The organism is Francisella sp. 19X1-34 (assembly GCF_041102755.1).
GTDB lineage: Bacteria > Pseudomonadota > Gammaproteobacteria > Francisellales > Francisellaceae > Francisella.
Genome location: NZ_JBGCTX010000011.1, coordinates 35768 through 43740, shown reverse-complemented (window position 1 = coordinate 43740; position 7973 = coordinate 35768). Strand labels below are relative to the sequence as shown.

Below are 7973 nucleotides of genomic sequence, written 5' to 3'. Positions count from 1 at the left end.
ACATTCTGTAAATCCCTTATTGTTATATTTAAAATATATAACCTAATTAAAATTTACACAATTATCTGTAAAGACCCGGATTCTTTCTACATTTTCGCAAGTATCTAACTTTCTTATCAAACGAATTAATAGATAAAGTTCTCGCCTATTTCTAACAACAACAATAGAGGCTAATTTTGCATGCTTATTATCCACAGACATCATTTCAAAGGTTCTAATATCGACACCTTCTCTAGCTAATGTTGCTGTAATTTTTGCAATTGACCCTGGTATGTTTTTCAAAGTAATTGCTATACGAGTTTTAAAGCTTGGATCATCATCACTATTTACAAACCAATCCGCTTCTATCTTTTTAATATCTTCTTGCTTAAGTTTTGCATATAGCTCATTACAACTTTTTCTATGCACTTCAATATTACCATCATCATTAACAACTCCTAAAATTTCATCATTTGGTAGCGGTAAACAACAATCTGCTATACGAGGGTCATCTCCATATCGAATTTGAATTTTTGACACAAAAGATTTGTTATATGAGTTACGCATATCATCAAAATACTTAGAGACAAACTCTATAAAGTTACTTGGGTCTATTAACCCTAAACCTGTATCCAAATAAAAACGATTTACAGTATCAATACCTTCATAATTAAATAATGCACCATCTATAATCTCATTCGGTACTTCCTTTAATTCCACTTCTAGAGACTTAAGTCGACTCTCAACCAGTTCTTTACCTTTTATATAATCTGTATTTTTATACTGCTGTTTTAAAAATTCTTTAATTGCAGATTTTGCCCTACCTGTTTCAACAAAATTCAGCCAACTAGGATTAGGATCAGCTACTGCTGAAGTAATTATCTCAACATGATCACCTTGTTTAAGCCTATAGTTAAGAGGAACTGCTTTTCTATTTACTTTAGCAGAAATACACTTATTTCCTATATCTGTATGTATAAAGTAAGCAAAATCAACACATGTTGAGTTTATAGGAAGTTCAACAATTTCCCCTTGAGGAGTAAATACAAAAACATCATTATTAAAGACATCTGCTTTAACATTTTCTAAAAACTCAACTGAGCTAGCAGTATAAACATTAATATCAGATATTTTTTTGAGCCACCTTTGTAAAGCTTTATCCGTTTTCTCTCCTATCTTATAACTCCAATGAGCCGCAATACCATACTCGGCTTGACGATCCATTTGTTCAGTTTTAATTTGTATCTCTAAGGGGATATTATATGGTCCTGAAACAACAGTATGTATCGATCTATAACCATTTGCTTTTGGTGTGGCTATATAATCTTTAAACCTTTGAGGAATTGGCTTATACAATTCATGAACCTTGCCTAATGCAACATAACAATCAATCCTACTAGGAACTATAACTTTATATGCGTACATATCCATAATCTCATCAAAAGAAATACCTTTTTTACGCATTTTATTATAAATACTATATAAAGTTTTTTTTCTAGATTTTATATCATCAGAGGTAACTAAGTCGCCCAACTTTTCAATTAAAGCTTCTTTTACCTGATAAAAAACCTTCTCTTTATTTTTTTCTACTTTTTTAACTTTTTCTTCTAATATATGATATCGATAAGGATGCATTCCTTCAAATGCAAGTGTCTCTAGTTGCTCTTTTAAAGTATTAATACCTAATCTATGAGCTAGAGGTGCAAACACATCTAATGTTTCTTTAGATACTCTTCTTTTCTTCTCAGGTTTCAAAGGCGCTAAAGTTCGCATATTATGCAATCTATCAGCTAGTTTTATAAAAATAACTCGAACATCTTTTGTTACTGATAAAAGTAATTTACGAAAATTCTCTGCTTGCTGTTCTACTTTATTTTTATGACGAATCTGAGTAAGTTTAGTTACACCTTCTACAAGCTGAGCAACTTTCTCACCAAAGCGCTCAGATATATCCTCTGCTGTGTATTCTGTATCTTCAACAACATCATGTAATAGTGCAGCAATAACCGTATCAACATCCATCTTAAGCTCAGCTAATATACATGCTACAGCTACTGGATGAGTAAAATATGGCTCACCTGAGCTTCGTACTTGCGTTTCATGAGCATCCGCACCAAATATAAAGGCTTTTGAGATCTTTTGCCTTTCTTCATCTGGTAGATAATTTGAAATAAGCTTATTAAGATTATAGTAACAAAACATATTAACTAAAAAATTGATATATATTAGCTAAATGATAAATTGAATTAAAAATCAAAGCAATTTATAACTACTTTGTTTTAAAAGAAATTAGATATTTTCTTGAAATAAATGCCATAAAAATTATTAAAGCAATATCAATAATTAACAATATAGCAGCTAAAGCTGTATTATATTTTTTCTGAGAGAAAACTGCACCTTGTCCAGGAGGTACAACTGTAGTAGGATTATATGCTAAGCCGTAGTCTTTAATTATTGAACTATTTATATCTCTAACATTTACAACTGGCACACTATCCTTTAAATAATTAACTGCAACAGAATTCACATATTTATACTCAGGAGGTAAGCTTTTTGTAACCCCAGCAGGAAAACTATGTAATTTAATCATCTTTTTATCAGAGCTATCAGTCTTTGATACTTTACTATCTTTTTTATCTTTTTCATCAGCTACTTTAGGCTTAATTTGTTTAAGACCTATTGATGCCATATTACCACCTACATTTATATAGGCTTTAATTTTATTATTACCCGCTGCTTTCTTATAAATCTCCATGCGTTTTTTAACGGAAGTATTAGTAGCATCTTTATAAGGTATATTAATCACCTCATAACCGTTTCTCTTAATTGCATCATTAAGTTTTAAAATAGCTCTAGGAGTCATACCATAACCATTATCATGCGACCCACCTAAAGTTACACCTAATATCTTATAATCAAAAAGCCCCTTCTCAACTAAATTATGATAAATATCTGGCCAAGTAAAATCTGGTCTATTTGCGCCAAACTGAGATGCTCCGGCTGAGAAGATAATCAAAGGTTTTAACTTTAATGTCTTTATAGCAGACAGCATTGCTATATCTAAAGCTGGATAAGAGCCAGTCTCTTGTAAAGCAACAGTATCACCTTCTTTTAAGTTAAGTTTACTTAACCAGTCAACAAAAAGTGCTGCCATATTAGGGTTCACTGAAGATCTTTTAGCATATAAGTCGCCAGAATCTGTAGTAATTTCTGTCATTGATAAACCTATTAGTCCAGTACAAGAAATATCTCCCATTCTTGGACACAAATAACCTTTTGACATAAAGTCTCTTTCTGTTAATTCAAATGCATCATCTGCCATTTTTGCTGCTTGTAGCTTCTGCGTATATCCTTTTGTTTCAACTACTAAATTACCTTCAACTATATATAATGAAATAATCATAAATACTGTTAAAAATAGAATTATATAACGCGATAAAAATTTACGGTGCCAATACATCGTTTTCATACTATATCCCTACTATTTGAGGTCCAATTAAAACTATTAATAATAAACGTATAACAATAGAAGCTATCAATAAAGAACCTATTGTTTCAATAAGTCCTTGTCTATCTATAGATAAAGTTATAAGTCCTGGAATAATATATCCTATTACCTGAAGGTTATTAGAGTAAAAACTAGTAGTTAGATATTGTGAAAACAAAACGTTACATATAGTCCCCAAGATGAAAGATAATAGCACTGTAATAGCAATTCTTCTTCTACCATATATAATCATAAACTTCGACATCAATCTAACTATACCGAATATTATTATTGATATTAAAATAGTAACTATTACCCTATCAGGAGCTCCCATTTCTAAAGCAAAATATCCCGGTACTACCATACCGCCTGTAGATAAACCTAAAAGTGATACAAAAACCAGCCCAACTATTAGACCAATTCCTATCGAGAGCGTTAATGGATCCATATTTTCTCCTATGTATATTCTAAAAATTATAAATCATGCTTACTTTTATGACTTTGATCACAATAATCTACTAAATCCATACCTATATCTTTAATATTACCTACTCCTACAAGCATATACGATTTAGCATTCTGTGTAGAGTAAACCTTTTCAAGAATCTCTAAAGGTTTCATGCCCTCACACACAATTACTACAGTAGTTTCTGTACCCAAAGATTTAGCATATTTTTTATAAAAAGATACAAAAACATCAGTCCCTGTACCTATAAGAGTAACTAAGTCAGGTTTCTCCCAACCTAATATAGCCTCGGCTATTTGTTTAGATCTATCTTCTCTATCTGCTCTACAATTTACAACAAGAACTTTCTTTTCACAATCTCTATACTTTTCATATAGCTTATCCCAAAGCATTTTTGTAGATACAGGATCATTTGCGGCAAACGCATTAGCAAAATTCATTTGTGAATCTTTAATATCAAAATTATATTCGGTCATTGCTCCAGGATCTGGAGTTGCTTCCCACATACCCTTAAGAGCAGTTTCTCGAGGAATACCAAGATCATCTGTAATCTTTAAAGCTAAGGCAACATTTATCTTAAATTCTGAATATACAAACTTATTAATTTCATCATCTGATATCTTTTCAGCATCATCTGCTGTTGCTGCTATTAACTGAGTATTTCTATCTTTACAAGCATAATCAAAGAAATCCAAATGAATATCTTCAGCTGTAAAATATTTAGAGTTAACAGGAACTGTTCCTGCTAATGCTTTAGCAACATCTCTTTCTGTTGGGCCCATAACATCTAAATGATCAGGACGCGCATTTGTTAATACACCGTGTGTTGCCTTTATCAACTTAAGTTCACATAAGGATTGTAATAAAGGTTGTAATGCCATACATTCAATAATAATAGCATCAGCTTTTGCCCTTCTTGCCTTAAACATAATTTTGACTTGCTCTGCAATATTACTAAAGCCTATTCTAAAAACAGGAGTCTCTGAACCATCAACATCGATATACCTGGCCAATGTCCCCGTAGTTTTTGCCACAGTCGTATATCCACCAGCTCTAACCCCAGCAGCAATAAGCCTAGCAACGCTAGATTTACCCCTAGTTCCATTAACATGAATCCTAACTGGAATGCTTTTAATACTAATATTATGAACTATATTCTCGATTATTAGATATAAACATAAAATTACAAAAACGCCTATAATCAACCAGAAATCCAAATTAGTCACCTATTTAGCTAAGACATCTACCATGAAGTATAGCATTTAATTTTTTTTATACAAAGCCTCCAAATTAACTCCGCACTTTAATATAGTAACTCTTATTTAGTTTCTGGCATACAATGTACTATAGGAATCATAACGACTGATGCTACGATTAAAAGCCATGCTGGCGCTTGTAAACTTCCAGTTGAAACTACTAGAGATGTTGCAATAAAAGGTATCGTACCACCAAAAAATGAATTGCCAATATTATAGCTTAGCGCATTACCACTATAACGATATTTTGTTTTAAATAATTCAGGTGCAAAAGCTCCATAAGATCCCCAAACAGCCATTAAAGGAACACTTAAAATTATCATTGAAATAACTGGACCATACAATCCTTGCTCCATTATTATAAAACTAGGGTATGATAGAAAAAGATAAGTAAGTATAGAAAATTTTATTAAAGGTTTTCTGCCGATACAATCACTTATAAATCCCCATAATGGTGCTGAAAATGAGAATAGTAGACTAAAGATAGTAACCGTAGCTAAAGAGTCAAATTCAGAATAATGTAACTCTGTAAAATGTGATTGTAAATATGAAAGAACTAAATAATAAATAATATTTGCATACGCTGACAATGAGATAGCTAAAAACAATGGTTTTGCTTGCTTTTTAAACATCTCTCTAACAGGTTTACTACATATCTCACCTTTTTTTTCCAGCTCTTCAAAAGAATAACTTTCTGGAATCGATAGCCTCATAAACAATGAAATTAGCGCTAAAATAAGTCCTATAGCATAACCGACTCTCCATCCCCATAGATTTAAACTTTCTTGACTAAATATTCCAAATATTAACATAGCAACCAAAGATGCCAAGAATACTCCTGAACCTGATGACATAGTAGCAAAGCTTGCTACAAAAGCTCTTCGATTAGGTTTAGCAGACTCAATCATAAAAACCATAACCCCCCCATAAGATCCTCCAATCGAAAAACCTTGTAGAAGTCTCATAAGGACCAATATAATAGGTGCTAAAACTCCTATGCTACTATATGTTGGTAAACAAGTAATAATAAACATTGGCACTATCATCATAACGATTGATGCAATCAAAGCTTTTTTCCTTCCAAGCCTATCACCAAAACTTCCCATTACAACACTTCCAACAGGTCCCATAAAAAAGCCAGCAGCAAAAACCCCAAAAGTCATCAATATTGCGGCATACTTATTAATAGCAGGGAAAAATATATGTGCAATAACAGGTGTCAAATACGCAAAGAGCATAAAATCATACCACTCTACTATAGTACTAGCTGAAGCAAATATAATATGTTTTTTTGAAAGTTTATTCATCAAATAAAAAATAAGGAATTATATCAAAACTGTACTTTATACTTTAGCACGAATCTTTGCAAGATAAATTTATATTATAGTAAAATAAAGTGTGGTGCGGACGGGGAGACTCGAACTCCCACGGTTGCCCGCTGGAACCTAAATCCAGTGCGTCTACCAATTTCGCCACGTCCGCAATATCTGGGGTGATTGATGGGACTTGAACCCACGACAACCGGAATCACAATCCGGGGCTCTACCAACTGAGCTACAACCACCATTACAAATTCTAATTTATAATGGCACGTCCGGCAGGATTCGAACCTGCTACCCTCGGCTTAGAAGGCCGATGCTCTATCCAGATGAGCTACGGACGCACAAAAAATGGTCGGAGCAGAGGGATTTGAACCCCCGACCCTCTGGTCCCAAACCAGATGCGCTACCAAGCTGCGCTATGCTCCGACAATTTTATATTTTAATGGTGGCCTGAGGCGGAATCGAACCACCGACACGAGGATTTTCAATCCTCTGCTCTACCGACTGAGCTATCAGGCCAATGACGTATATTATTACTTACTCTTGCTGTTAAGTCAACATATTTTTACAAGATTTTTTCATCATAAAAAGTTTTTATCTTTTCACCATCTGCATAGGCATACAAGGCCTGTGCAATGGATGTAGAACCAGAGCAAATATTACCTTTTTTATCAATGGCTATAAGGCCAACATAATCACCTAATTCATCACTTTCGACTATTGATTTATCTATAGCATCAGATAAAGTCATACCATCTTTTACCCTTATTGCAATCTTAGCACCCACTGCTTGATTTAAGATATGCTCTCCGATACCAGTACATGATATACCCATACTATCATTTGCAAAGTTACCAGCGACTGTTGGACTATCTCCTACACGACCAGGATATTCAAACCCTGCACCACCTGTTGAAGTTACAGCACATATCTTTCCTTTAGAGTCTAAAACTACAACACCAATCGTTCCAGTATAACCTCTCTTAAGCTCAAGATACTCTTGATATCTTTTTTCTGTCATAGGGTCGTATTTAGGAAGTTGCATAACATCATGAGCAAATACAGTAGCTTGCTCAGCTGCTAATACACTATGATGCTGTTGCATTAACCTATTTGCAACTTCAATCGGATTTTTAATATTCTGAATATTAATTACTCCAGCAAACTTCTTATTTTGACTATCAATTATAGAAGCAGACATCCTTATTTGTCCATCTTGCTGCACTCTAGAGCCGGTACCTGCATTAAAAATCTCATCATCTTCTAAAAGCTTAGCTGCAAATACTGCTACTTGGTTAGCATCATCAACTTGCTTAAGAAACTCATAAGATTTTTCAATGATAGGTAATAAGTGTTGATGATAATCAACAAAAGAGGTATTTTTATCTTCCCTAGCGCCACAACCACCATGAATTATAATTTTTTGCATATTTCATCCTATTTGATTGGTAATTAATTATATT

At 33.2% G+C, this 7973-nt stretch carries 6 protein-coding genes and 5 tRNA genes; all 11 read right to left on the bottom strand.

The genetic code is table 11. The annotated features are described in order from the left end of the window. Nucleotides 1–42: 42 nt before the first annotated feature. The 11 genes from AB8E56_RS03075 to AB8E56_RS03025 all read right to left on the bottom strand — a co-directional run bounded on the left by AB8E56_RS03075 (nucleotide 43) and on the right by AB8E56_RS03025 (nucleotide 7939). Nucleotides 43–2181, bottom strand: coding sequence for a bifunctional (p)ppGpp synthetase/guanosine-3',5'-bis(diphosphate) 3'-pyrophosphohydrolase (locus tag AB8E56_RS03075; protein WP_329477848.1), 2139 nt, complete (start codon nucleotides 2179–2181; stop codon nucleotides 43–45). 67 nt (nucleotides 2182–2248) lie between these two features. Continuing rightward, a complete protein-coding gene (gene pgsW, locus AB8E56_RS03070; RefSeq protein ID WP_329477846.1) occupies nucleotides 2249–3448 on the bottom strand; it encodes a poly-gamma-glutamate system protein in 1200 nt (399 codons plus the stop codon). 1 nt (nucleotide 3449) lies between these two features. After that, a complete protein-coding gene (pgsC, locus tag AB8E56_RS03065) occupies nucleotides 3450–3914 on the bottom strand; it encodes a poly-gamma-glutamate biosynthesis protein PgsC (protein WP_329477844.1) in 465 nt (154 codons plus the stop codon). A 26-nt stretch (nucleotides 3915–3940) separates the two neighbouring features. After that, nucleotides 3941–5158 carry a poly-gamma-glutamate synthase PgsB gene (pgsB, locus tag AB8E56_RS03060; RefSeq protein WP_329477842.1) on the bottom strand — a complete coding sequence of 406 codons (1218 nt, stop codon included), beginning with the start codon at nucleotides 5156–5158 and terminating at the stop codon, nucleotides 3941–3943. Nucleotides 5159–5250: 92 nt separating this feature from the next. Beyond that, on the bottom strand, nucleotides 5251–6495 hold the full coding sequence (locus AB8E56_RS03055) for an MFS transporter (RefSeq protein ID WP_329477840.1): 1245 nt from the start codon (nucleotides 6493–6495) through the stop codon (nucleotides 5251–5253). A gap of 92 nt (nucleotides 6496–6587) precedes the next feature. Then, nucleotides 6588–6670: transfer RNA gene (locus AB8E56_RS03050), tRNA-Leu, on the bottom strand. Between the two features lie 6 nt (nucleotides 6671–6676). After that, a tRNA-His gene (locus AB8E56_RS03045) sits at nucleotides 6677–6752 on the bottom strand. 22 nt (nucleotides 6753–6774) lie between these two features. Further along, nucleotides 6775–6851, bottom strand: a tRNA-Arg gene (locus tag AB8E56_RS03040). Nucleotides 6852–6859: 8 nt separating this feature from the next. Continuing rightward, nucleotides 6860–6936 (bottom strand) — tRNA-Pro (locus AB8E56_RS03035). A gap of 17 nt (nucleotides 6937–6953) precedes the next feature. Next, nucleotides 6954–7029 (bottom strand) — tRNA-Phe (locus tag AB8E56_RS03030). 46 nt (nucleotides 7030–7075) lie between these two features. Further along, on the bottom strand, nucleotides 7076–7939 hold the full coding sequence (locus tag AB8E56_RS03025; RefSeq protein WP_329477838.1) for an isoaspartyl peptidase/L-asparaginase: 864 nt from the start codon (nucleotides 7937–7939) through the stop codon (nucleotides 7076–7078). Nucleotides 7940–7973 lie beyond the last annotated feature (34 nt).

Bases quoted from the DNA above. Each gene is read 5' to 3' on its own strand.
- AB8E56_RS03075 (WP_329477848.1), bottom strand. From the start codon at position 2,181: ATGTTTTGTTACTATAATCTTAATAAGCTTATTTCAAATTATCTACCA.
- pgsC (WP_329477844.1), bottom strand. From the start codon at position 3,914: ATGGATCCATTAACGCTCTCGATAGGAATTGGTCTAATAGTTGGGCTG.
- AB8E56_RS03055 (WP_329477840.1), bottom strand. From the start codon at position 6,495: ATGAATAAACTTTCAAAAAAACATATTATATTTGCTTCAGCTAGTACT.
- AB8E56_RS03025 (WP_329477838.1), bottom strand. From the start codon at position 7,939: ATGCAAAAAATTATAATTCATGGTGGTTGTGGCGCTAGGGAAGATAAA.
- pgsW (WP_329477846.1), bottom strand. From the start codon at position 3,448: ATGAAAACGATGTATTGGCACCGTAAATTTTTATCGCGTTATATAATT.